Genomic DNA, 22,056 nt, shown 5'->3' with positions numbered 1-22,056 from the left:
GGCAAGCCTGCTCCCACAGTGGACAGTGTGCACAGAACAATCGTCATATTGATCATTAATATGGCAAAACGACGACACTTTGCGTCTTATTAACGTGTTCTACGCTCTCTAGAATGGCCGGCATCTTTTCCTATACTCAGACGCGCACCCCGCGTCCGGACGCCAGTAAGGTCAGCCATGAACAAGAACAATCGCCACCCTGCAGACGGTAAGAAACCAGTCACCATTTTCGGCCCGGACTTTCCTTTCGCCTTCGACGACTGGATCGAACACCCGGCCGGGCTGGGCAGCATTCCCGAGCACCATCATGGTGCCGAAGTGGCGATTGTCGGTGCCGGCATCGCCGGGCTGGTGGCGGCTTATGAGCTGATGAAACTCGGCCTCAAGCCGGTGGTTTACGAAGCGTCGAAGATGGGCGGCCGCCTGCGTTCCCAGACCTTCAACGGCACCGATGGCATCGTCGCCGAACTGGGCGGCATGCGCTTCCCGGTGTCGTCCACCGCGTTCTACCACTACGTCGACAAACTCGGCCTTGAGACCAAACCCTTCCCCAACCCGCTGACGCCTGCCTCCGGCAGCACCGTGATCGACCTGGAAGGCCAGACCCATTACGCACAGAAACTGGCGGACCTTCCTGCGCTGTTCCAGGAAGTGGCTGATGCCTGGGCCGATGCACTGGAAGACGGCTCACGCTTCGGCGAAATCCAGCAGGCCATTCGCGACCGCGACGTGCCACGCCTCAAAGAACTGTGGAATACCCTGGTGCCACTGTGGGACGACCGCACGTTCTACGACTTCGTCGCTACCTCCAAGGCGTTTGCCAAGTTGTCGTTCCACCACCGCGAAGTGTTCGGCCAGGTCGGCTTCGGCACCGGCGGCTGGGACTCCGACTTCCCCAACTCGATGCTGGAAATCTTCCGCGTGGTCATGACCAACTGCGACGACCACCAACACCTGGTGGTCGGTGGTGTCGAGCAAGTACCGCAAGGGATCTGGCGCCATGTGCCGGAACGTTGCGTGCACTGGCCTGAAGGCACCAGTCTGAAATCGTTGCACCGGGGCGCCCCGCGCTCCGGCGTGAAAAAAATCGCCCACGCCCCCGGTGGCCGTTTTGCGGTGACCGACAACAATGGCGACACCCGCGAATATGCCGCGGTGCTGACCACCTGCCAGAGCTGGCTGCTGACCACCCAGATCGAATGCGACGAAACCCTATTCTCGCAAAAGATGTGGATGGCCCTGGACCGTACCCGCTACATGCAATCGTCGAAGACCTTCGTGATGGTCGACCGCCCGTTCTGGAAGGACAAGGACCCGGAAACCGGCCGCGACCTGATGAGCATGACCCTCACCGATCGCCTGACCCGTGGCACCTACCTGTTCGACAACGGCGACGACAAGCCGGGGGTCATTTGCCTGTCGTACTCGTGGATGAGCGATGCGCTGAAAATGCTCCCGCACCCGGTGGAAAAACGCGTGAAGCTGGCACTCGATGCGCTGAAAAAGATCTACCCGAAAGTCGACATCGCCGCGCGCATCATCGGCGATCCGATCACCGTGTCCTGGGAAGCCGACCCGCATTTCCTCGGTGCCTTCAAAGGCGCCCTGCCCGGTCACTACCGCTACAACCAGCGCATGTACGCGCACTTCATGCAGGACGACATGCCGGCCGAACAACGCGGGATTTTCATCGCCGGTGATGATGTTTCGTGGACACCGGCCTGGGTCGAAGGCGCCGTGCAGACGTCGCTCAATGCGGTATGGGGCATCATGAAACACTTCGGCGGTGCAACTCACGCCGAGAATCCGGGTCCAGGTGATGTATTCAACGAGATCGGACCGATCGCCCTGCCCGAGTAAGAGGAATCCGAAATGCGCGTAGCCCTTTACCAATGTCCACCGTTGCCCCTGGATGTCGCGGGTAACTTGCAACGCTTGCACCAGCTTGCGCTGGAGGCCAAAGGCGCCGATTTGCTGGTGCTGCCGGAGATGTTTCTGACCGGCTACAACATCGGCGTCGATGCTGTCAGCGTGCTGGCGGAGGTGTACAACGGTGAGTCGGCGCAACAGGTCGCGCGCATCGCCAAGGCTGCCGGGATTGCCATTTTGTATGGCTATCCCGAGCGCACCGAGGACGGGCAGATCTACAACGCCGTGCAGTTGATCGATGCCAATGGCGAACGCCTGTGCAACTACCGCAAGACGCACCTGTTCGGCGACCTCGACCGCTCGATGTTCAGCCCCGGCACCAACGATTTTCCGGTCGTTGAACTCAACGGCTGGAAGCTCGGTTTCCTGATCTGCTACGACCTGGAGTTTCCGGAGAATGCCCGGCGCCTGGCCCTCGAGGGCGCCGAGCTGATCCTGGTGCCGACGGCAAACATGATTCCCTTCGATTTCATCGCTGATGTCACCGTCCGCGCCCGCGCTTTCGAAAATCAGTGTTACGTGGCCTACGCCAACTACTGCGGGCATGAAGGCGACATCCACTACTGCGGCCAGAGCAGCATCGCCGCACCGGACGGCAGCCGCATTGCGCAGGCCGGTCTTGATGAGGCACTGATCGTCGGTGAGCTGGATCGTCAGTTGATGGTCGATTCCCGCGCCGCCAATCGCTACCTCCTCGATCGCCGCCCCGAGCTTTACGACGCGCTGAACAAGCGCTAATCCGCTAGCATTGGCACTTCACTGTTCTGGAAGTGCCCATGCCTGCGCTGAATCACCCTCGCCCCCATTCTGAAACCCTGGCCAACGGTCTGCGGGTGACGCTGCGTCATGCGCCGGATTTGAAGCGCTGCGCAGCGGCGTTGCGAGTCGCTGCGGGCAGCCACGATGTCCCGCTGGCCTGGCCCGGCCTGGCGCACTTTCTTGAGCATCTGCTGTTTCTGCACACCGAGCGTTTTCCTGCCGGGCAAGGGTTGATGGCCTACGTCCAGAGTCATGGTGGGCAGGTCAACGCGCGAACCAATGAGCGCACCACCGACTACTTTTTCGAATTGCCGGCACAGGCGTTGGCCGGTGGGTTGGAACGTCTGTCAGACATGCTCGCTCACCCGCGAATGAATCCGGATGATCAGCAGCGCGAAAGAGAAGTGCTGCAGGCCGAGTTTGTCGCCTGGTCCCAGGACGCCACGGCCCAACAGCAACTGGCGCTGTTCGACGGGCTAAGTGAAACGCACCCTTTGCGCGGCTTTCACGCCGGCAACCGCGACAGTCTTCCAGTGTCGCAACCGGAGTTTCAGCACGCCTTGCGGGATTTTTATCAGCGTTTTTATCAAGCCAGGCAGATGACCCTGAGCCTGGCGGGGCCGCAAAGTCTGGAAGAACTGAAAGCACTGGCCCAGGGTTTCGCAGATGCCATCCCCGCGGGCAGCCCGATCACGCAACAAGCGCCTGCACCGCTGATGAGTGCTTCGGAAAACAGTTATCAACAGGTGGACGCCCATCGCCTGCACCTGTTGTTCGCCCTTGAAGCGCTGCCCGACTCTTCGGCGGACGCATTGGCGTTCCTGTGCCATTGGCTCAACAGCGCCATACCCGGCGGACTGTTGGCCGGGTTGCGTGACCGGGGCTGGGTCACCCACCTGAAAGCGGCGCCGTTGTATCAATTCGCCGGGCAAGCCTTGCTGCACATCGAATTCACACGCAACGCCGATGCATCGCCAGCGACGATTCGCGAACAGCTGCTGGACTGGCTGGGCTTTTTCGCCCGGCAAGACTGGAGCGCGTTGAGCGCCGAATATGCCGCCTTGCTGCAACGCCAGCAGCAAGTCAGCACAGCCCTGCAACTGGCCCGACTGGACAACGAACAGCTTGAAGCCGGGTTATCCGAACAGGGTGCTACAGCCCTCAGGCAAGTGCTGAATCAAATCGGTGCTGTGGATAACTTCAGCGGCCAATGGCGGTTGCCGACACCCAACCCCTTCCTGCGCTCCGATGCGCCCACCCCCAACGCCGGCCTGATTCGTGGCCAGACCAGCGCCCACCGTGGCCTGCGCACCTTCGCTCAGGACCGCTCGCGCAGCCGCCGCGAACGCTCACCGATGCAGTTCAGCCAGGCGCTGTCGGAGATGGGTGCACAAGGTGCGGTGTATCTGCGTTGGCGCCTTGATGCAGCACCTTCCACGCTTCTGCAGACGCGCCTGGAAAACCATCTGCAAATATTGCGCGAAGAAGCGCGTCAGGCCGGTGTGGACTTTTCCTTCAGCGCATCGGGAAACGAATGGCTACTGAAGATGACCGGGCTGCAGGAGCCGATGCCCGCTGTCCTCGAGCATGCACTGAAAGCACTGACAGAACGTGAGGCGGATTTCTTACCCGATGAGCCGACGCCCCCTGCGTTGATGCCGATTCGACAATTGCTCAAGGCCTTGCCCGATCATTGCCTTGAACCCATCGCCTACTCAGATGACCTGCAACAACTCTGGTCAAGCGCCCGCTGGGATGGCCTGGCGATAGGTCTGTCGGCGCAGACCCAAGCGGCCATGGGCCTGGCTTTAAGCCGCATCCCCGGCACGCCGGACAGTCAGCTGACACCGCCGCCATCGAGCCCGTCGCACTATCTGTGGAGCACCATCAATACCGGCTCCAGCGAACACGCCTTGCTGCTGTTCTGCCCATCCGCGAGCGAAGCGATCGCTGACGAAGCCGCATGGCGCCTGCTGGCACACATCTGCCACACGCCGTTCTACCAGCGCCTGCGGGTAGAGCTGCAACTCGGCTATGCGGTGTTCAGCGCCTTGCGCCAGATGCACGGCCAAACCGGACTGCTGTTCGGCGTGCAATCGCCGAGCGTCGCGCCAGTCGACCTGCTGCAACACATTGAGCAGTTCCTGGGCGGGTTGCCGCAGATGATCCGGGATATCGATGAAGGCAGTTTCATCGCCCTGCGCCAGGCCTTGGCCGACCAATTCGCCAGTGCCGTGTTGCCCAATGCCCAAGCCGCTGAACTGCTGTGGCAGGGCAAACTGGCCGGCCGCTCGTCGGATTATTTGAGTCAACTGCCCGAGGCGATTCTGCTGGTTGATCGACCGACGATCATTGCCGCAGCGCAACGCCTGAAACAGGCAGAAGACGGCTGGCGCTGCCTGTCCAGCGGGAGTTGCCCCGGCTCGCCTTGGCAAGTGACAAAATGATCATTACCGAGGCTGCAATTAACTTTCTCGAACATTTGCAGCCAATTATTGTGAAATTTTAAGTAACATAGCAGCCTAACTATCTGAACATCTCCTGCTGGAGGTGGACTATATGTATAGATCTCAACTGTCCCATCACCTGAAGGAGCGCTCCCATGTCCTGGTCCAAACCTGCTTACACCGACCTGCGTATCGGCTTTGAAGTCACCATGTACTTCGCCAGCCGTTGAGTCCTGCCGCCAGGTAGAACATGCGGTTCAACGCCTCGGTTCGCCGAGGCGTTTTTATTTTCAGCTGTTGAATGTTTGGAGCCTCCATGTTTGTCCAGATCCTGGGATCCGCCGCCGGCGGCGGTTTCCCCCAATGGAACTGCAACTGCGCCAACTGCGCAGGTTTTCGCGACGGCAGCCTGAATGCCAAGGCGCGTACCCAGTCATCCATCGCGATCTCCGATGACGGGGTCAATTGGGTGCTGTGCAACACCTCGCCGGACATCCGCGCCCAACTTCAGGGTTTCGCGCCGATGCAACCGGGCCGCGCCCTGCGTGACACCGGGATCAGTGCGATCATTCTGATGGACAGCCAGATCGACCACACCACCGGCCTGCTCATGCTGCGTGAAGGGTGCCCGCATCAGGTCTGGTGCACGGACATGGTCCACGAAGACCTGAGCAGCGGTTTCCCGCTGTTCAACATGCTGACCCACTGGAACGGCGGCCTGACCTGGAACCGCATCGAACTCGACCAGAGCTTCAGTATCCCGGCCTGCCCGAACCTGCGCTTCACCCCGCTGCCGTTGCGCAGCGCCGCGCCGCCCTACTCGCCCCATCGCTTCGATCCGCACCCGGGGGACAACATCGGCCTGATCGTTGAAGACCTCAACACGGGCGGCAAACTGTTCTATGCACCGGGCCTGGGCAAGGTCGATGCGCCGTTGCTGGAGATCATGGCCGGCAGCGATTGCCTGCTGGTGGACGGCACGCTGTGGGACGACGACGAAATGCAACGCCGTGGCGTCGGCACCCGCACCGGGCGGGAGATGGGTCACCTGGCACAGAACGGCCCCGGCGGCATGCTCGAAGTGCTGGAGCAACTGCCCACGCAGCGCAAAGTTCTTATCCACATCAACAACACCAACCCGATTCTCGATGAGGATTCGCCGCAGCGCGCGGAACTGGCGCGGCGTAATGTTGAAGTGGCTTTTGATGGTATGAGTATTGTGCTGTAGCGGATGGCCCCATCGCTGGCAAGCCAGCTCCCACAGGTTTTATGTGCGCCACAAAGCATTGTGGGCGCTGGCTTGTCGGGTCGCCGCATCGCTGCGATGACATCCGACCAGACACCACAGAATCAAATGCTTGTTCCCGGAGAACAGACATGACCGACACCCCGATGTCCCCAACCGAATTCGAAGCCGCCCTGCGCGCCAAGGGGGCCTATTACCACATCCATCACCCGTATCACGTGGCGATGTATGAAGGCCGGGCGACCCGCGAGCAGATTCAGGGCTGGGTCGCCAATCGCTTTTACTATCAGGTGAACATCCCGCTCAAGGACGCCGCCATTCTGGCCAACTGCCCGGACCGCGAAATCCGCCGCGAGTGGATTCAGCGCCTGCTCGATCATGACGGCGCACCCGGCGAAGACGGTGGCATCGAAGCCTGGCTGCGCCTCGGCCAGGCCGTCGGCCTCGATCCGGATCAACTGCGCTCCCAGGAGCTGGTACTGCCCGGCGTGCGTTTCGCCGTGGACGCCTACGTCAACTTCGCCCGCCGCGCCAGTTGGCAGGAAGCTGCCAGCAGCTCGCTGACCGAACTGTTCGCGCCGCAGATCCACCAGTCGCGCCTGGACAGTTGGCCGCAGCATTACCCGTGGATCGACCCGGCCGGCTACGAGTATTTCCGCACCCGCCTGGGTCAGGCGCGACGCGATGTCGAACACGGCTTGGCCATCACCTTGCAGCACTACACAACGCGGGTCGGCCAGGAGCGCATGCTGGAAATTCTCCAGTTCAAACTGGACATTCTTTGGAGCATGCTCGATGCCATGAGCATGGCTTACGAACTGAATCGCCCGCCGTATCACAGCGTGACCGAACAACGGGTCTGGCATAAAGGAATCACCCTATGAGTTTCGATCGCAGCAAGACTCCGACCTGGCGGCCCGGCTACCGCTTCCAGTACGAACCGGCGCAGAAAGGCCACGTGCTGCTGTACCCCGAAGGCATGATCAAACTCAATGAAAGCGCCGCGCTGATCGGCGGCTTGATCGATGGCCAACGCGATGTCGCGGCGATCATCAATGAACTCGACAAGCAGTTCCCCGGCGTGCCCGAGCTCGGTGACGACATCGAGCAATTCATGGAGGTTGCCCGTGCGCAGCACTGGATCGAACTTGCCTGAGTCATCGGTGCAAGTACCGCCCAAACCCGAAGTCGGTCTGCCGCTGTGGCTGCTCGCCGAGCTGACCTACCGCTGCCCGCTGCAATGCCCCTACTGCTCCAATCCGCTGGACTTCGCCGAGCAGGGCAAAGAGCTGAGCACCGAGCAGTGGATCAAGGTGTTTCGCGAAGCCCGGGAGATGGGCGCGGCGCAACTGGGCTTTTCCGGCGGCGAACCGCTGGTGCGCCAGGACCTCGCCGAACTGATTTTTGAAGCGCGCCAACTCGGCTTCTACACCAACCTGATCACCTCCGGCATCGGTCTGACCGAGCAGAAAATCAGCGACTTCAAAAAGGCCGGCCTGGATCATATCCAGATCAGTTTCCAGGCCAGCGACGAGCAGGTGAACAACCTGTTGGCCGGGTCGAAAAAAGCCTTTGCGCAGAAGCTCGAAATGGCCCGCGCGGTGAAGGCCCACGGCTATCCGATGGTGCTGAACTTCGTGACCCATCGGCACAACATCGACCAAATCGACCGCATCATCGAGTTGTGCATTGCCCTTGAAGCGGACTTCGTCGAACTCGCCACTTGCCAGTTCTACGGCTGGGCCCAGCTCAACCGCGTCGGCCTGTTGCCGACCAAAGAACAACTGGTACGCGCCGAGCGCATCACCAACGAATACCGGGCAAAACTCGAAGCCGAAGGTCATCCGTGCAAGCTGATTTTCGTTACCCCGGACTATTACGAAGAACGCCCGAAAGCCTGCATGAACGGCTGGGGCAGTATTTTTCTGACGGTCACCCCGGACGGAACCGCACTGCCCTGTCACGGCGCCCGACAGCTGCCGGTGCAGTTTCCCAACGTGCGCGACCACAGCATGCAGCACATCTGGTACGACTCGTTCGGCTTCAATCGCTTTCGTGGCTACGACTGGATGCCCGAGCCCTGCCGCTCCTGCGACGAGAAAGAAAAGGACTTCGGCGGCTGTCGTTGCCAGGCGTTCATGCTCACGGGTGATGCGAGCAACGCCGACCCGGTGTGCAGCAAATCGCACCATCACGGCGTGATCCTCAAGGCCCGCGAAGAAGCCGAGCATGCCACCCAGACCATCGACCAACTGGCCTTTCGCAATGAACGAAACTCACGCCTCATCGCCAAAAGCTGACCCGTTCAGCGCGGCCAACGCCGTCGCGGCCGGTATCGACTTTGCCGAGTTGCAGGCGGGCGCCAACGGCCTGTTCTGGAACGAATACCGCCCGGAAGATGGCGCTTGCCGAATCTGGCACTGGCGCGACGGCACGGCGAAATGTCTGACGCCACCGGGGTTCAGTGTTCGCAGTCGGGTGTACGAATATGGCGGTGGTGCGTTTTGTCTGACTGACGATGGCGTCGTTTTCGTCAACGAGACCGACCAGCAACTGTATCGGCAATCGTTGCAGGGTGAATCGCCCGAAGTGCTGACATCAGGGGTGTGCCGTTATGGCGATCTTCAGTTCGCCAAGGGTCAAGTGCTGGCGGTAGAAGAGAACCACGACCAACATCGGCTGGTGGCGATTGAACTGGCTGACGGCTTAAGGCATGTGCTGGCCGAGGGCGCGGACTTTTATGCCGCCCCGACATTGAGCCCGGATGCCCGTCGCCTGGCCTGGATCGAGTGGAGTCGCCCGCATCAGCCCTGGACGGCCACTCGCTTGATGCTCGCCGAACGCCAGAGCGATGGCGGTTTTGCCCCGCCCCGTTGCTTAGCCGGTGACGACGATCAAGAGTCCCTTCAACAACCACGATTTGACGACAGCGGTCGCTTGTTTTGCCTGACCGATCGCGGCGGTTTCTGGCAACCCTGGGTGGAATCCAGCGAGGGATTGAGCCCGTTAGCCAGTGCCGCGGCCGATCATGGTCCCGCCCCCTGGCAACTCGGGGGCTGCACCTGGCTGCCGTTGGGCGAGTCCAGTTATCTGGCCAGCTGGACGGAAGGAGGCTTTGGTCGACTGGCTGTGCGTGGCGACGCCAACGCGGACTTCACTGGCCAATACAGCCGCTTCCGCCATCTCGCCGTGGATGAACAGTTCATCTACTGCATCGCGGCATCGCCGATCAGTTCGCCGGCCGTGATCGCCATCGACCGACAAACCGGGGGAGTGAAAAAGCTGGCCGGCGGCATGACTCCGCTGCCGGCCGAGCACATCAGCATTCCACAGACCCTGCGCTACCCGAGTGGGTCGGGCGAGGCTCACGGCTTCTTCTACCCGGCGATGTCCGGCCAGGCTAAACCGCCGCTGGTGGTATTCATCCACGGCGGCCCGACATCGGCGTGCTACCCGATGCTCGATCCGCGCATTCAATACTGGGCGCAACGTGGCTTCGCCGTGGCCGATCTCAACTACCGTGGCAGCAGCGGCTACGGCCGGGCCTATCGCCAGGCCTTGCATTTGAGCTGGGGTGAGGTCGATGTCGAAGACGCCTGCGCGGTGGTCAGTCATCTCGCCGAACGCGGATTGGTCGACGGCGACAAAGCGTTCATTCGCGGCGGCAGTGCCGGCGGCTACACCACGCTGTGCGCACTGGCGTTCCACAAGGTCTTCCGCGCCGGCGCCAGCCTCTATGGAGTCAGCGATCCCGTGGCCCTGGGCCGGGCGACCCACAAGTTCGAAGGGGACTATCTGGATTGGCTGATTGGCGATCCGGTGCAAGACGCCGAGCGCTACGCCGCACGAACGCCTTTACAGCACGCGAGCAACATCAGCGTGCCGGTGATCTTCTTTCAGGGCGAACTGGATGCGGTGGTGGTGCCGGCGCAAACCCGCGAGATGGTCAAAGCGTTGCAGAACAACGGCATTGCAGTCGAAGCCCATTACTACGCGGACGAACGCCATGGCTTTCGCAAGGCCGGCAATCAGGCCCATGCGCTGGAACAGGAGTGGTTGTTTTACCGAAGGGTGATGGAGCACGCTGGCTGAAATCGCTGGCCAGCCAGCTCCTACAAATGCGGGGATGTCCCTGTGGGAGCTGGCTAGCCAGCGATCGCGGTATCTAACACGACGCGAAAATCAACGTTTGGCGATGATGTACACCGCATGCACGATCCCCGGAATGTAACCGCACAACGTCAGCAGAATGTTCAGCCAGAACGCCCCGCCAAACCCCACTTGCAGAAACACACCCAGCGGTGGCAACAGAATGGCGATGATGATTCGAATGAAATCCATGGGGTCAGCTCCTGATTGAAGTCGGCTCATACGAGCCTTACACACAATCGACCTGCGCCGCTGGTGAGGGTTCAGCCCGATTCCTCAAGCCAGGATTTCCAGGCCGTGCTTCTGCACGATACTCAGCAACTTCAACGCCATGCCACTGGGGTGTTTGGCCCCTGCTTCCCATTGCTTGACCGTTGAAGCACTGGTGTTCAAGTAACGCGCGAATACCGGCTGACTGACATTGTTACGCTCACGTAGCGCTTTGATCTGCTCCGCCGGAATCGCGTCCGGTACGGTAGCGAGGCAAGACTCATCGAATTCACGCATGGTTGCCTTGCTGATTGCACCGATGGCGTATAGCGCAGTGGCCGATTCGTGAATTGATTCAAACGCCTCGCTTTTGAATTTCTTACTCATAAAAAATCTCCGTAAACGCCTTCGTATCCAGCAAGTACTGGACTTGCATCTCCGTCAGTCCCTGGTAGGTCTTGGCCATTTTCCGGAAACCGATCAGTTCGGCCTGACTGATATTGCTCTGATCTTTTTTGGCGTAAATGAACTGGTAAACCCAGTAATAACTGCCCCTTGCCAAGACAATCGAACGATGGCGATTGGCATTCAAGCGTTTTTTCCAGACCCCGCCGCCGAGATTGTCCGCCTGCCCGTTGAGCATTTCGGTGAATGCCTGTCGAAGCTCGTCATCTCCAATCCAGGCCTTTGCGGCCAGCATCGCAAAGTGTTTTGTTTTAAATAGCCTTGGTGACATTGGCATCCCTTCCAAAAACATACCACCCAGTGGTATAGATTTCAAAACCAGCTCTTCAAAATTTGTTTCGCTGGTGCGTGCATTCCCTGCCGCCCCTATAAAAAGCCATCGATGCTTCCATCGCTCAAGCCCGGCATAGCGCTTGGCAAAACCCAGCCACAAAAAAACGCCCCACGCCAAAAGAATCAGGCGTGGGGCGTGCGTTATACCGCGAGACGGTTCGGGGATTCGTGCAGGGTGCGTCTGATCAGACGGCGATTCCTTTACGGCACTGCAACTGGGCGGTGCGTACACGGGAGAAGGCGCGAGTCAGGCGCAAAAGCATTTCATCGATGTTGGCTTTGCTGACGTTCAGCGCCGGTGTGAAGCGCAGGCAGTCGGGTTGCGGGGCGGTGAGCAGCAAGCCTTCGTGGAGCGCGGCCTTGACCACCGCGTCGGCTGAGTCATCGGACAGGGTCAGTCCCCAGAGCAGCCCTTGCCCGCGCAACTCGCCGTGGCCATAGCGATGCGCCAAGCGCTGCAGCCCTTCGCGCAGATGCTGGGCGCTTTGCCCGACATGCTCGAGAAATGCCCGGTCCTGCACGCTGTCGAGTACGGCCAGGCCTGCGGCTGTCATCAGCGCATTGCCGTGATGGGTTCCGGTCATTTCGCCGAGTTCGAAACAGCACGCCTGGCCCCGCGCCAACAAGGCCGCCAATGGCACGCCACCGCCCAGCCCTTTGCCGAGCACAACGATATCCGCCCGCACGCCGCAGGACTGTTCGGCAAGCAAAGTGCCGCAGCGCCCGATGCCGGTCTGCACTTCGTCGAAGATCAACAGGATGCCGAGCTCACGACACAGGCGCTCGACCCCCTTGAGGTAATGCGCGGTCGCGGGAATCACGCCGGCCTCGCTCTGGATAGGTTCGAGCATGATGGCGACGGTGCGCTCATCCACGGCCGCATGCAGCGCTGGAAGATCGTTGAACGGGACGTGGCTGAAACCCGGCAGTTGGGGCTCGAATCGATTGACCAGCGTCGAACTGTCTGACGCCGGAATCGTCCCCAGACTACGGCCATGACATCCGTTATTGGCGACGATAATCCGCGAAGCGCCGCCGCGATGTTGTTGACCCCACTTGCGTGCCAGTTTGATCGCTGCCTCGCAGGCTTCGCTGCCACTGTTGAGCAGGTAGGCCTGGTCGCTGCCGGTGCTGGCGCACAGGCGTTCGGCCAGGTTGAGCATGCCGCGGTTATGCAGGCCGAAACCGGGGTTGATCAGCGCTTGTGCCTGCACCGCGATGGCATCGACCAGTGCCTTGGGACTGTGTCCAAGGCTGTTGGCGCCACCGCCTTGCGAGAAATCCAGATAAGCCCGGTCATCGTTGTCCCACAACCAGGAACCCTGGCCCCGGACAAAAACCTGCTTCGGTCGCTCGACACTGGGCATCAGGCACTCACTGGAAAGGTTGTCGCCCCCGGATTGAAAGGAAGCATCCGCCACCAAATCATCAAGACTCGGCGAATGACGGCGCAGATTGAACAGATTCATCCGTTCAACCCCCGTTTTTGATTTTTTGCCTTACCTATGTAAACACCATCGAAGCAAACGGTAATCATCGCGCTCTGTGGCCCTGTAAGCCTTGTGAATGCGGTTAGACTAGGCTCAGACAAGGCCTTGGGCCATTTCGATTTCTCAGCATTTTCGATAAGTATTACTTATGGATTTTAAACAACTGCGTTATTTCGTCGCGGTCTACGAAGAAGGCCATGTGGGCCGTGCTGCCGAGCGACTGTCCATCTCTCAACCCGCGCTGTCCCAGCAGATCCGGCAACTTGAACAATTGCTCGATGTGAGCCTGTTCGAACGCAGCAGCAAACGCCTGCTGCCAACGCTGGCAGCACATACCCTGTACAACCACGCCTTGCCCCTGCTGGATGGCCTGCAACGGGCACGCGAGGCGCTGGGTAATTTCAAGGGGCAGGCGCTGCGCACCTTGGCGATTGGCGTTTTGCAGACGGTACATACCAGCCTGGTGCCGCAGATGCTCGAACGGGTGCGCAAGGCGCAACCGCATCTGGTGGTGCAGATTTACGAACTGACAGGCCTGGAAATCGAGCGACGCCTGCTCAATGGCTCGCTGGACATCGGCATCAGCTACCTGCCACCCCGGCAGCCTGGCTTGCACGGCGTGATGCTGTACGAAGATGAACTGACGCTGGTCATCCCGGCGGACCATCCGCTGCGGGAATTCAAGAAGGTGTCCATGAGTCAGGCCGCCGAGTTGCCCATGTTGCTGCTCGGCGAGGAGTTTCAAGTACGGCAAATCTGGCAATCGCAGTTGTCCAGTCTGGGGCGACGTCCGCAGGTACAAGCCGAACTGAACAACATGGCCGGGATTCTCGACAGCCTGCCTCACACGCGCTTGGCGACGGTATTGCCTGGGCGCTCGCAAAAGGCACACGGCAACAAGGAGCTGCTGTGGAAACCCTTGAGCGAACCCCGGGTGCCGCTGAAAATCGGACTGGTGTGTCGGGATGTGCAACGGCAACAGGCCTCGCTGGCGTTGTTGCGAACATTGCTGGAGGAGGTGATGAATCGACCGGATGAACACCTGAGCAGCCCATCGGCGCTGGATGGACTGAGCTGAATACTTTTTCGCGGGCATAAGAAAACCCCGCCGAAGCGGGGCTTTGCAGACTGTTTCCCTGACATCCATTTCACTCCGCCGTCCTGGCAGAATCCTACGTGTCCGTGTTGTTGCTTTGCGCTTCCTGCGCTACGTCCATGAGAAGTAGATTAGCTGTGGATCCAATTTGCTTCTATGGGAGAACAGCAGCACGTCATGTAAGAGAATGCTTACATGACGATACACAATCAGAACTGCGCTGCATCCAGCAGGAACAACGACTCACTGCCAGCCTTTACCGACGCGCTCAACGAGTGAATCCGCGGCAACAGACGAGCGAAATAGAACCGCGCCGTACCCAGTTTGCTGGCGTAGAAATCGTCCTGTGCTTCTTTGCCGAAAGCAGCCTTGGCCATCAGAGCCCACATATAGGCGTAGGCGGTGTAGCCAAACACTTGCAGATACTCGACCGACGCCGCGCCGATTTCATTCGGGTTGTTTTTCGCCCGATCCAGCAACCATGCCGTCAGTTCGTCGAGGGTCGTCACGGCATCGTTCAGCGGCTTGGTGAATTCCGCCAGATCGGCGCTGGCCGTGGCGGTGAAATGACGAATCTCGTCAGCGAACAGGTTGTAGAACGCCCCGCCGCTGCCGACGATCTTGCGCCCGACCAGGTCCAGCGCCTGAATCCCGTTGGTGCCTTCGTAGATCTGGGTGATGCGCACGTCACGCACCAGTTGCTCCTGGCCCCATTCGCGGATGTAGCCATGACCGCCGAAAATCTGCTGGCCATGGACGGTGGTTTCCAGACCCAGATCGGTGAGGAACGCCTTGGCCACCGGCGTCAGCAGCGCCACCAGGTCTTCCGCGCGTTTGCGGGTCGCGGCGTCTTCGCTGAACTTGGCAGTGTCCAGTTGCATGGCCACGTACGTCGAGAAGGCACGGCCGCCTTCGTTCGATGCTTTCATGGTCAACAGCATGCGACGCACGTCCGGGTGGACGATGATCGGGTCGGCCACTTTGTCCTTGTTCTGCGCGCCAGTCGGCGAACGGCTTTGCAGACGGTCACGGGCGTATTCGATGGCGTTCTGGTACGAGCGTTCGCCCGTGGCCAGGCCTTGAATGCCGACACCCAGACGCTCGTAGTTCATCATGGTGAACATCGCCGCCAGGCCTTTGTTCGGCTCACCGACCAGATAACCCACCGCTTCATCGAAGTTCATCACGCAGGTCGCAGACGCCTGGATGCCCATCTTGTGTTCGATCGAGCCGCAGTTCGCCGGGTTGCGCGCGCCCAGGCTGCCATCGGCATTGACCATGAACTTCGGCACCAGGAACAGCGAAATGCCTTTCGGCCCCGCCGGCGCGTCCGGCAGCTTGGCCAGCACCAGGTGAATGATGTTCTCGGTCAGGTCATGCTCGCCGCCGGTGATGAAGATCTTGGTCCCGCTGACCTTGTAGGAGCCGTCGGCCTGAGGCTCGGCCTTGGTGCGGATAATCCCCAGGTCGGTACCGGCGTGCGGTTCGGTCAGGCACATGGAGCCGGCCCAGGCACCGGCATACATGTTCGGCAGGTACGCCGCTTTCAGCTCTTCGCTGGCATGGGCGTTGATCGACAGGCAGGCGCCGGCAGTCAGCATCGGGTACAGACCGAACGCCAGGCTGGCGGAGTTGACCATTTCTTCGACCTGGGCCGAAACAGCCTTGGGCATGCCCATGCCGCCGTAGGCCGGGTCACCGCCCACGCCGACCCAGCCGCCCTCGGCGTAGGTCTGATAAGCCTCCGTGAAGCCTGCCGGCGTGGTGACGGCACCGTCCGCCCAGTGGCAACCCTCTTCGTCCGCCGCGCGGCTCAGGGGCGCGATACTTTTGCTGGTGACCTTGCCGGCTTCTTCAAGGATGGCCTCGACCGTTTCCGCGTCAACGGTTTCGGCCAACGCAGGCAGCTCGGCCCAGAGTTTGGCGACCTCGAAAACTTCATTGAGGACGAAGCGCATATCGCGCAGGGGCGCTTTGTAGTCAGCCATGGCAAACCTCGCAAGATCTAAACAGGTGAATCGTAGGGGTAGTATTTTCGTTGTGTCCGAGTGTAACCCAACAACTTTTGTGACACATAGGGTCAGGCAGTGACCGTTTTGTAATGTTTAGTCACCGACCATACAGTCATAAAAAAGCCCGCAAGATCGCGGGCTCCTTTGTCACTGGTTTTAAAGATTAAAGCGCAAACAACTCCGCCGGCAGCTGCATCAGGCAATCGCTACCCGCCTCAATGGCCGCCCGATGAGCGGCAGTGCGCGGCAACAATCGCTTGAAGTAGAACTCGCTGGTCGCCAGTTTGGCCTTGCAGAAATCCGCATCGCCACTGCCATCCTCCAGCCGGGCCTGGGCCACCCATGCCATGCGCAACCACAGATAGCCGAGAATGATGTAGCCGCTGTACATCAGGTAATCCACCGACGCGGCCCCCACTTCATCGGGGTTCTTCATCGCGGCCATGCCGACCCTGGTCGTCAACTCGCCCCACTGCTGGTTCAGGCCATGCAGCTGCGCCACATAGCTGCCCAACTGCGGATGTTCAGCGTTCGCCACGCAAAACTTGTGCACGATCCTGGTAAAGCCGCGCAGCAGTTTGCCCTGGCTGCCCAGGACCTTGCGCCCCAGCAGGTCCAGCGCCTGAATGCCATTGGTGCCCTCATAGATCGGTGCGATGCGGCAATCGCGCACCAGTTGCTCCATGCCCCATTCACGTATAAAGCCGTGACCACCGAAGACCTGCATGCCGAGGTTGGTCACTTCCAGGCCCGTATCGGTCATGAAGGCCTTGCAGATCGGCGTCAGGAACGCCAGCAGGTCTTCCGCGTCCTGGCGCGCCGTTTCGTCCTTGCTCAGATGGGCAGCATCCAGCAACTGCGCCGTGAAGTAGGTCAGTGCGCGATTGCCCTCGTTGAAGGCCTTCATGGTCAACAGCATGCGGCGCACGTCGGGATGGACGATGATCGGGTCGGCCGCCTTGTCCGGTGCCTTGGGGCCGGTCAGCGCGCGCATCTGCAAACGCTCGTTGGCGTATTTGATTGCACCCTGGAAACTCGCCTCGCCCAGACACAAACCCTGCATGCCGGTGCCGAGGCGCGCGTGGTTCATCATGGTGAACATGCAGTTCAGGCCCTTGTTCGGCTCGCCGATCAGGAAGCCTTTGGCGCCATCGAAGTTCAACACACAGGTGGCCGACGCCTTGATGCCCATTTTGTGCTCGATGGAGCCACAGGACACGCCATTGCGCTCGCCAGCCTCACCCGCGGCGTCTGGCAGGAATTTGGGCACGATAAACAGCGAGATGCCCTTGGTCCCGGCCGGCGCGTCCGGCAGCTTGGCCAACACCAGATGAATGATGTTGTCGCTCATGTCGTGCTCACCGGCGGAGATGAAGATCTTGCTGCCGGATATTGCATAGCTGCCGTCGGCCGCAGGCACGGCGCGGGTCTTGATAATGCCCAGGTCCGTACCGCAATGGGCCTCGGTCAGGCACATGGTGCCGGTCCATTGGCCGGCGGTGAGTTTGCTCAGGTAGGTCTGCTTCTGTTCTTCGGTGCCGTGGGCGTGGATCGCTGACATGGCGCCGTGAGTCAGGCCGGGGTACATGCCCCAGGACGTGTTGCTGGAGGCCACCATTTCGCTGATGACCAGCCCCAGAGAGCTCGGTAGCCCCTGGCCACCGTACGCAGGGTCGGCCGCCAGGCCATGCCAGCCGCCGTCCACATATTGTGCGAAAGCCTGCTTGAAGCCTGCGGGCGTCGTGACCACGCCATTGTCGAAATGGCAGCCTTCTTCGTCGCCGCTGCGGTTGAGGGGTGACAGCACGTTCTCGCAGAACTTCGCGCCTTCTTCGAGGATGGCACTGACCATGTCCGGACTGGCGTCAGTGACCCCCAGCGCGGCGTAGTTGCTGTGAAAATCGAAGACGTGGTCGATCAGAAAGCGCATGTCGCGCAAGGGAGCTTTGTATTGGGGCATGGTCATTTCTCCGGCAGCAGATAACTCAAACCTACTGCCGCCGACCGCCCCTCACAATCACAGTCCAGACGCTGAATGCGCCATCATCACTCAACCGTGGCGGCCTCCATACGCACCGCGCCACGACGCGTCTGACCGAATGCCATGACGCAGTTACGGCCGGCGCCCTTGGCGCTGTAGAGCGCCTGGTCCGCAGACTTGAGCACTTCTTCCGGGGTGCGTTGTTCAATGCGTTCGGCGACGCCGATGCTCACCGTGACAGACACACTCGAAGCATGGGTACCGGAACGACGTTGACGCCCCTGGCTGTCATCCTGCGGACGGCTGTCCTGGTTACGCAGGTGAATGTTGTAGGTGGCGATGGATTCGCGGATGACTTCCAGGTGCGGCATGCACTCTTCAAGCGTCTTGCCGGCAAACACCAGGGCAAACTCCTCACCGCCATAACGGTACGCCTTGCCGCCCCCGCCGATTTTCGACAGCTTGCTGGCGACCAGTCGCAGCACCTGATCGCCGACGTCGTGACCATGGGTGTCGTTGAATTTCTTGAAATGATCGACGTCGCTCATGGCCAGCACGTAGTTGCGGCCCAGCCGCTGCATGCGTTCGTTCAAGGCACGGCGCCCCGGCAGACCGGTGAGCTCATCCCGGAACGCCATCTGATAGGCCTCATGCGCAACGGCGGCGGCGATCATCAGCATCACCTGGCTGCACATGATGTTCAGGGTAAACGGCAGGATGAATGTCTTGGGCAACATCCAGAACAGCCCGAGCAGGCCGACCAGTTGTGCAGCGTGCAGCGGTCGCGGATTGCGCCAGTACTGATACGCCAGCAGCAGGAACGAACCGATGAACACCGGATACGACAACTGGATCAGGCTCATCCAGGCACCGTGCAGTGCCGGCCAGCGGATCTCCGACAGCCAGATCAGCAGCGCATGCGGGTAGCTTTGCTCCAGCCCCAACGCGACGCTGCCCACTGCCAGCAACACGGCGAAGCGCGCCACCATGTCCTGGAACAGGTGCGTGCGCTCCTGCCAGGCGGCGAACACGCCAAACAGCAACGGCAGCAGCAAGCAACACAAGTGGAAGACCACGGCCGCGTCATCGCGCACCTTGCCGTTGTCGCGGTAGTAGTCGGTCTGGGTGTCGAGCAGGAAGTAGGCGATGTACACCGTGACCATCAGAAAAAGCTCACGCTGACGTCGATAAACCGCGCAGTAAGCCCCTCCGAGCAGCAGCACCAGGGTGGGCAGCACGTTGAACAGCGAGGTGAAGAAGACGTTCAGATCCTTGACGTAAGCCGCCGCAAGCCCCGCCAGCAACAGCAGTAATGAAGGCAGGAAATGACTGAAGCGTACAGCGGAAGGACGCGGCAAGGGTAAAACTCCGACCGTCAAATCAATAGATGGCAATGTGCCCACTACTGTAACGGCAGAACCCCCGGATTGCTGAGTGAATTACTGAGGTATTTTTTAAAAAAACAGCGTCACAGGCGACGAACGGGCCGCCAGTGACGCAAGGAGAAATACGATTACAAGTCGTTGTTGAACGGTTGCAGGGGCCCTTCCAGAGCTGCGCGACCTTCGGCACCGACCGGTTTGAGCAGAATCTCGGCGTCCTGCGCCTGCCGGGTAGTGATCTTCGGACTGGCCGGTTTTTGACCGACGGAGTTTTCATCACCCTTTGCACCCTGCGGCAGCACCAGCGACGGATGGTCAAACGGTGCCCGTTCCCACGCGACCCTGGGGTCGGTTAGCCCGACTTCCATGAACTTGACCAGCGCATCCACTTCATCCGGGGTGAGGTTCAACCGGGTCATGTCCGGATCGAGGTTTGAGCCATTGTGCTGATTGACTGCCGGGTGTTCGAAGCCACTGGTGTTGCTGGCATCCTCCCCACGCCGGTCACCACCGCGGTTATAGAACTCCATGACCTGTTGCAGTGTTGCGCGACTGCCGTTGTGGAAGTACGGCCCGGTCAACGCGATGTTACGCAAGGTCGGCGTCTTGAAGGCGCCATCGACCGCATCGCGGAAACCGACTTCAGGCTTGAGCGTCGCATCACAGGGGATTGCCGGGCTCAAACGCGCTTCGAAGGCGCACACATCGACATCCAGCGGGTCAGGTATCTGGCCCCCCTTAAGCACGGTGTTGTACTCACGGGTGAAAGATAACGGGTTACCCCAGGCATCCGAGCCACCGAGCGCCAGGTCTTCCGAGGTTGGACGCACCCCGGTGTTGTAGAACCCGTTGTCATAGAGCGTAGTCAGGTTGTCGGCCATGACCATCCGCTCGATACGCTCACGGGGATGGAAGAGCAACCGGCTGCCGGCGTTGGTCAACTCCGCACCACCATGGCAATTGACGCACTTGCCCTTGCCCAAAAACAGGTTCATGCCCTGGACCTGCTGGTTATTCATGGCCGTGTGATCACCCTGCAAATAGGCATCCAGCGGAGCCTGATCCGAGATCAGCGTGGACTCGTACATCTGAATCGCCAGGCCGAAGAACAGCGGGAAATTCGCCTCCATCTGGGTGTATGGCGCGCCGCCCAGTGAGACTTGCTGGGTGGCGTTCCACAAGCGTGGCTGGAACGCGTTCTTGATCAGTTCACGGTAGGTCGGCCGACGGGCACCGGACACTGGCCCGAGTACCGAGTCGGTGGACGAGATCCGTTGCTGCTTGAGCATCAAGGTGTCGAGCATGCGCCGGCCGATGTCAGCGAAGGTACGCCCACCACAGGACATTTCCACAGGGCTGCCGGGTGGCCCGACTGCTTGCGAGGCGGCCGAAGCATCTTTGAGCGCCAGCTTGACCTTGGTTGCCACGCCACTGCCATCGCTGGTCACGAAAATCCCGGCGTCAGGGTCGCGATTGCCGAATGGAGAGAAGCCATTGAAGACGTTATTGGCCCGACCATCCCAGAAGTTGCGCACGTTGAACGCGGCATTGATAACGGTGGGTGCGTTGCGCCCGGTACTGCGACGCACATTGATGCCGCCCACCTGGAAGATGCCGTCCGGTTGCTGGATGCATTTGTCGAAACGTGCCTGATGAGGCTTGACGAAGTTGGCGTCGAATACACCCTGGGAACCAATCACATCGTCAGTCGAATAGACAATCGCCGAATCGCGATTCAGAGGGTCCGCCAGCACATGGGTCGGAAAGTCGTTTTTCTTCAGCAGGTAGTTCGGGCCGCCCTTGCCTCCGGATTTGGTGGTGTAACTCGGCACATCACCTGGAATGTCCGAAGCAATGAACGGTTTGTTGAAGATCGACGAGACGTTTGCGTTGGTGTTTGCCTGGCCCGGGTTGATCTGGTTGGTGGTGCGGTGATCGGCACCCGCGTGGAAATGGCAGGACGCGCAAGCGGTGGAACCGTCGCTGCCGATCTCCATATCCCAGAACAGTGCTTTGCCCAGTAGCACTGCCGCCGAGCGATTGAGCACGTAGTCGGTCATCAGGTCGACTTTACGCCCGCCTTCGGTTCCCGAAGGATCGGGTGGCGTCAGGCCGCGCAGCGACTGCAGGCTGGGCACATCCGGCACGGTCGGAACGACCTCAATCGGATCTGCAGCCCAAACGTTCATGACGGGTAGGCCAGTGGCGAAAAGCATCATCGCCGTCACACGGGCCAGGCAAGGAGTTCGAAAGACCCTCAAGTACTTAACCATGATGACATTCTCGATTCAGCACGGAGTAGCCGGGCTCCGTGATTGTCCTGTTGCGAGAGGAACTAATCGCCATGAATCCTGCTGCTCGCACCCACGGCCAAACCAATGCAAAAGTTGGCAAGACACGGCAAGACGTAACAGGCAAAGTACTCTCTTGGCTCAGGCTTGATTAAAACATTACTCCGTCGCACCTCCGAGGGCGCTTAACCCAACTGTAGCTGTAACAAAAGATTTCAACAGAAAACAAAAATATTTTTTACTTACCCTCCTCGGATAGCAATTGC

At 60.2% G+C, this 22,056-nt stretch carries 18 protein-coding genes; 10 read left to right on the top strand and 8 right to left on the bottom strand.

Translation table 11 applies throughout. The annotated features are described in order from the left end of the window. Window positions 1-177: 177 nt before the first annotated feature. The 9 genes from ACVWYU_RS03415 (at window position 178) to ACVWYU_RS03375 (ending at window position 10,473) form a co-directional block, all read left to right on the top strand. Window positions 178-1,860 carry a flavin monoamine oxidase family protein gene (locus ACVWYU_RS03415; protein ID WP_090325731.1) on the top strand — a complete coding sequence of 561 codons (1,683 nt, stop codon included), beginning with the start codon at window positions 178-180 and terminating at the stop codon, window positions 1,858-1,860. A gap of 12 nt (window positions 1,861-1,872) precedes the next feature. Next, window positions 1,873-2,667, top strand: coding sequence for a carbon-nitrogen hydrolase family protein (locus tag ACVWYU_RS03410; protein ID WP_390957429.1), 795 nt, complete (start codon window positions 1,873-1,875; stop codon window positions 2,665-2,667). A 38-nt stretch (window positions 2,668-2,705) separates the two neighbouring features. Beyond that, a complete protein-coding gene (gene pqqF, locus ACVWYU_RS03405) occupies window positions 2,706-5,135 on the top strand; it encodes a pyrroloquinoline quinone biosynthesis protein PqqF (RefSeq protein ID WP_457371890.1) in 2,430 nt (809 codons plus the stop codon). Window positions 5,136-5,290: 155 nt separating this feature from the next. Continuing rightward, complete coding sequence (gene pqqA, locus ACVWYU_RS03400) at window positions 5,291-5,365, top strand: pyrroloquinoline quinone precursor peptide PqqA (protein ID WP_009045898.1); 75 nt, start codon at window positions 5,291-5,293, stop codon at window positions 5,363-5,365. An 86-nt stretch (window positions 5,366-5,451) separates the two neighbouring features. Then, window positions 5,452-6,363, top strand: a complete 912-nt coding sequence (gene pqqB, locus ACVWYU_RS03395) for a pyrroloquinoline quinone biosynthesis protein PqqB (protein WP_248916643.1) — start codon at window positions 5,452-5,454, stop codon at window positions 6,361-6,363. Window positions 6,364-6,512: 149 nt separating this feature from the next. Next, window positions 6,513-7,265 carry a pyrroloquinoline-quinone synthase PqqC gene (pqqC, locus tag ACVWYU_RS03390; protein ID WP_247254532.1) on the top strand — a complete coding sequence of 251 codons (753 nt, stop codon included), beginning with the start codon at window positions 6,513-6,515 and terminating at the stop codon, window positions 7,263-7,265. Beyond that, entirely contained in the window at window positions 7,262-7,537 is a 276-nt protein-coding gene (pqqD, locus tag ACVWYU_RS03385; protein WP_021784513.1) for a pyrroloquinoline quinone biosynthesis peptide chaperone PqqD, read from the top strand. Before pqqC ends, pqqD begins: the two co-directional genes overlap by 4 nt. Continuing rightward, a complete protein-coding gene (pqqE, locus tag ACVWYU_RS03380; protein WP_248916644.1) occupies window positions 7,509-8,681 on the top strand; it encodes a pyrroloquinoline quinone biosynthesis protein PqqE in 1,173 nt (390 codons plus the stop codon). The genes pqqD and pqqE overlap by 29 nt, the downstream gene beginning before the upstream one ends. After that, window positions 8,647-10,473 (top strand): prolyl oligopeptidase family serine peptidase, encoded by a 1,827-nt coding sequence (locus ACVWYU_RS03375; RefSeq protein ID WP_457371889.1) that lies wholly within the window; start codon window positions 8,647-8,649, stop codon window positions 10,471-10,473. The genes pqqE and ACVWYU_RS03375 overlap by 35 nt, the downstream gene beginning before the upstream one ends. A 90-nt stretch (window positions 10,474-10,563) precedes the next feature. Here ACVWYU_RS03375 and ACVWYU_RS03370 read toward each other — a convergent pair whose 3' ends face one another. The 4 genes from ACVWYU_RS03370 to ACVWYU_RS03355 all read right to left on the bottom strand — a co-directional run bounded on the left by ACVWYU_RS03370 (window position 10,564) and on the right by ACVWYU_RS03355 (window position 13,007). Then, window positions 10,564-10,722 (bottom strand): YqaE/Pmp3 family membrane protein, encoded by a 159-nt coding sequence (locus tag ACVWYU_RS03370; protein ID WP_003228885.1) that lies wholly within the window; start codon window positions 10,720-10,722, stop codon window positions 10,564-10,566. Window positions 10,723-10,806: 84 nt separating this feature from the next. Beyond that, window positions 10,807-11,127 (bottom strand): helix-turn-helix domain-containing protein, encoded by a 321-nt coding sequence (locus ACVWYU_RS03365; RefSeq protein ID WP_247254529.1) that lies wholly within the window; start codon window positions 11,125-11,127, stop codon window positions 10,807-10,809. After that, a complete protein-coding gene (locus ACVWYU_RS03360) occupies window positions 11,120-11,476 on the bottom strand; it encodes a type II toxin-antitoxin system RelE/ParE family toxin (protein ID WP_247254542.1) in 357 nt (118 codons plus the stop codon). Before ACVWYU_RS03360 ends, ACVWYU_RS03365 begins: the two co-directional genes overlap by 8 nt. Before the next feature lie 247 nt (window positions 11,477-11,723). Beyond that, window positions 11,724-13,007 carry an aspartate aminotransferase family protein gene (locus ACVWYU_RS03355; protein ID WP_457371888.1) on the bottom strand — a complete coding sequence of 428 codons (1,284 nt, stop codon included), beginning with the start codon at window positions 13,005-13,007 and terminating at the stop codon, window positions 11,724-11,726. Between the two features lie 169 nt (window positions 13,008-13,176). On the opposite strand from ACVWYU_RS03355, the gene ACVWYU_RS03350 reads away from it, so the two are divergent. Beyond that, a complete protein-coding gene (locus ACVWYU_RS03350) occupies window positions 13,177-14,106 on the top strand; it encodes a LysR family transcriptional regulator (protein ID WP_248916647.1) in 930 nt (309 codons plus the stop codon). Window positions 14,107-14,333: 227 nt separating this feature from the next. On the opposite strand, the gene ACVWYU_RS03345 is transcribed toward ACVWYU_RS03350, so the two are convergent. The 4 genes from ACVWYU_RS03345 to ACVWYU_RS03330 all read right to left on the bottom strand — a co-directional run bounded on the left by ACVWYU_RS03345 (window position 14,334) and on the right by ACVWYU_RS03330 (window position 21,718). Beyond that, window positions 14,334-16,112: an acyl-CoA dehydrogenase C-terminal domain-containing protein gene (locus ACVWYU_RS03345; protein WP_457371887.1), complete on the bottom strand. Its 1,779-nt coding sequence runs from the start codon at window positions 16,110-16,112 to the stop codon at window positions 14,334-14,336. Window positions 16,113-16,299: 187 nt separating this feature from the next. Continuing rightward, window positions 16,300-18,096, bottom strand: a complete 1,797-nt coding sequence (locus ACVWYU_RS03340; RefSeq protein WP_457371886.1) for an acyl-CoA dehydrogenase C-terminal domain-containing protein — start codon at window positions 18,094-18,096, stop codon at window positions 16,300-16,302. 86 nt (window positions 18,097-18,182) lie between these two features. Then, entirely contained in the window at window positions 18,183-19,475 is a 1,293-nt protein-coding gene (locus ACVWYU_RS03335) for a GGDEF domain-containing protein (protein ID WP_090325751.1), read from the bottom strand. Between the two features lie 155 nt (window positions 19,476-19,630). Further along, the gene (locus ACVWYU_RS03330; protein WP_457371917.1) at window positions 19,631-21,718 is read right to left on the bottom strand and encodes a cytochrome-c peroxidase; all 2,088 of its coding nucleotides are present in this window, start codon (window positions 21,716-21,718) and stop codon (window positions 19,631-19,633) included. Window positions 21,719-22,056 lie beyond the last annotated feature (338 nt).

Source organism: Pseudomonas sp. TE12234, from assembly GCF_054061835.1.
Note: the sequence above shows the minus strand (reverse complement) of the source record. Positions and strands in the feature narration are given on the sequence as shown.

Excerpts from the sequence above, each read along its gene's own strand:
- pqqB (WP_248916643.1), top strand. The coding sequence starts at position 5,452 with ATGTTTGTCCAGATCCTGGGATCCGCCGCCGGCGGCGGTTTCCCCCAA.
- ACVWYU_RS03370 (WP_003228885.1), bottom strand. The coding sequence starts at position 10,722 with ATGGATTTCATTCGAATCATCATCGCCATTCTGTTGCCACCGCTGGGT.
- ACVWYU_RS03410 (WP_390957429.1), top strand. The coding sequence starts at position 1,873 with ATGCGCGTAGCCCTTTACCAATGTCCACCGTTGCCCCTGGATGTCGCG.
- ACVWYU_RS03415 (WP_090325731.1), top strand. The coding sequence starts at position 178 with ATGAACAAGAACAATCGCCACCCTGCAGACGGTAAGAAACCAGTCACC.
- ACVWYU_RS03365 (WP_247254529.1), bottom strand. The coding sequence starts at position 11,127 with ATGAGTAAGAAATTCAAAAGCGAGGCGTTTGAATCAATTCACGAATCG.
- ACVWYU_RS03360 (WP_247254542.1), bottom strand. The coding sequence starts at position 11,476 with ATGTCACCAAGGCTATTTAAAACAAAACACTTTGCGATGCTGGCCGCA.
- pqqD (WP_021784513.1), top strand. The coding sequence starts at position 7,262 with ATGAGTTTCGATCGCAGCAAGACTCCGACCTGGCGGCCCGGCTACCGC.
- ACVWYU_RS03345 (WP_457371887.1), bottom strand. The coding sequence starts at position 16,112 with ATGGCTGACTACAAAGCGCCCCTGCGCGATATGCGCTTCGTCCTCAAT.
- ACVWYU_RS03355 (WP_457371888.1), bottom strand. The coding sequence starts at position 13,007 with ATGAATCTGTTCAATCTGCGCCGTCATTCGCCGAGTCTTGATGATTTG.
- ACVWYU_RS03350 (WP_248916647.1), top strand. The coding sequence starts at position 13,177 with ATGGATTTTAAACAACTGCGTTATTTCGTCGCGGTCTACGAAGAAGGC.
- ACVWYU_RS03340 (WP_457371886.1), bottom strand. The coding sequence starts at position 18,096 with ATGCCCCAATACAAAGCTCCCTTGCGCGACATGCGCTTTCTGATCGAC.
- ACVWYU_RS03330 (WP_457371917.1), bottom strand. The coding sequence starts at position 21,718 with ATGATGCTTTTCGCCACTGGCCTACCCGTCATGAACGTTTGGGCTGCA.
- pqqF (WP_457371890.1), top strand. The coding sequence starts at position 2,706 with ATGCCTGCGCTGAATCACCCTCGCCCCCATTCTGAAACCCTGGCCAAC.
- pqqC (WP_247254532.1), top strand. The coding sequence starts at position 6,513 with ATGACCGACACCCCGATGTCCCCAACCGAATTCGAAGCCGCCCTGCGC.
- ACVWYU_RS03375 (WP_457371889.1), top strand. The coding sequence starts at position 8,647 with ATGAACGAAACTCACGCCTCATCGCCAAAAGCTGACCCGTTCAGCGCG.